The sequence below is a fragment of the Polycladomyces zharkentensis genome (assembly GCF_016938855.1).
GTDB classification, from domain to species: Bacteria; Bacillota; Bacilli; order Thermoactinomycetales; family JIR-001; genus Polycladomyces; species Polycladomyces zharkentensis.
The window spans coordinates 1-705 of record NZ_JAFHAP010000017.1; the positions used below are offsets into that span (position 1 = coordinate 1).

Annotated in this window: 1 protein-coding gene; it reads right to left on the reverse strand. The window is 46.1% G+C overall.

Features of this window, described 5'->3' with window-relative positions:
- Window positions 1-94: 94 nt before the first annotated feature.
- Window positions 95-705, reverse strand: a 611-nt coding sequence (locus JQC72_RS16655) for an RNA-guided endonuclease TnpB family protein (protein WP_302104913.1), incomplete at its 5' end; no start/stop codon positions are given.

The following is a 705-nucleotide window of genomic DNA, read 5'->3' on the forward strand; positions in this document are numbered from 1 at the left end:
AATGGAAAGATTGAACACTCCCTCCGCCTACGCTAACGCTTAGAGGCGGGGGATTCTCGGGTAATCCTCTCTTTTGAGAGGAAGTTGACCGAGCTTAGACCACCGTTCCAGCGGCAAGGAGTCTCATACCTTCTTGCAGGATGTTTTTAGCGGCATTCACATCTCGATCATGTTGCTTCCCACAGTTCGGGCAAGTCCATTCCCTGAGCTTAAGATCTTTCACAGCCTTGTTTCTGTAACTACAGCCAGAACAAAGTTGACTGGAGGGAAAGGACTTGCTCGCTTTAGATATGATGCGCCCGTACCATTTTGCTTTATATTCCAACATGGAGACGAACGCGGACCAAGATGCATCAGTAATAGACTTTGCCAAATTGTGATTCTTAACCATATTCTTCACTTGCAAGTCCTCCAAGCAGATCACTTGGTTTTCGTGAATCAGCTTAGTGGACAGTTTGTGAAGAAAATCGTTCCGAGCATTCCGGATCTTCTCATGGATTTTAGCCACTTTCAATTTGGCTTTTCGCCAGCGATTACTTTCATATTGCCGGCGAGACATAATCCGTTGCCATCTGGCCAGTTTCTTCTCATACTGCCGAAAGTATCTGGGGACATCTTCCTTTCCCCCATCAGAGGAAGTGAGGAAATGCTTTAAGCCCAAGTCAATTCCGATAGACTTACCAACAGGTGAAAGAGGCTCTATCT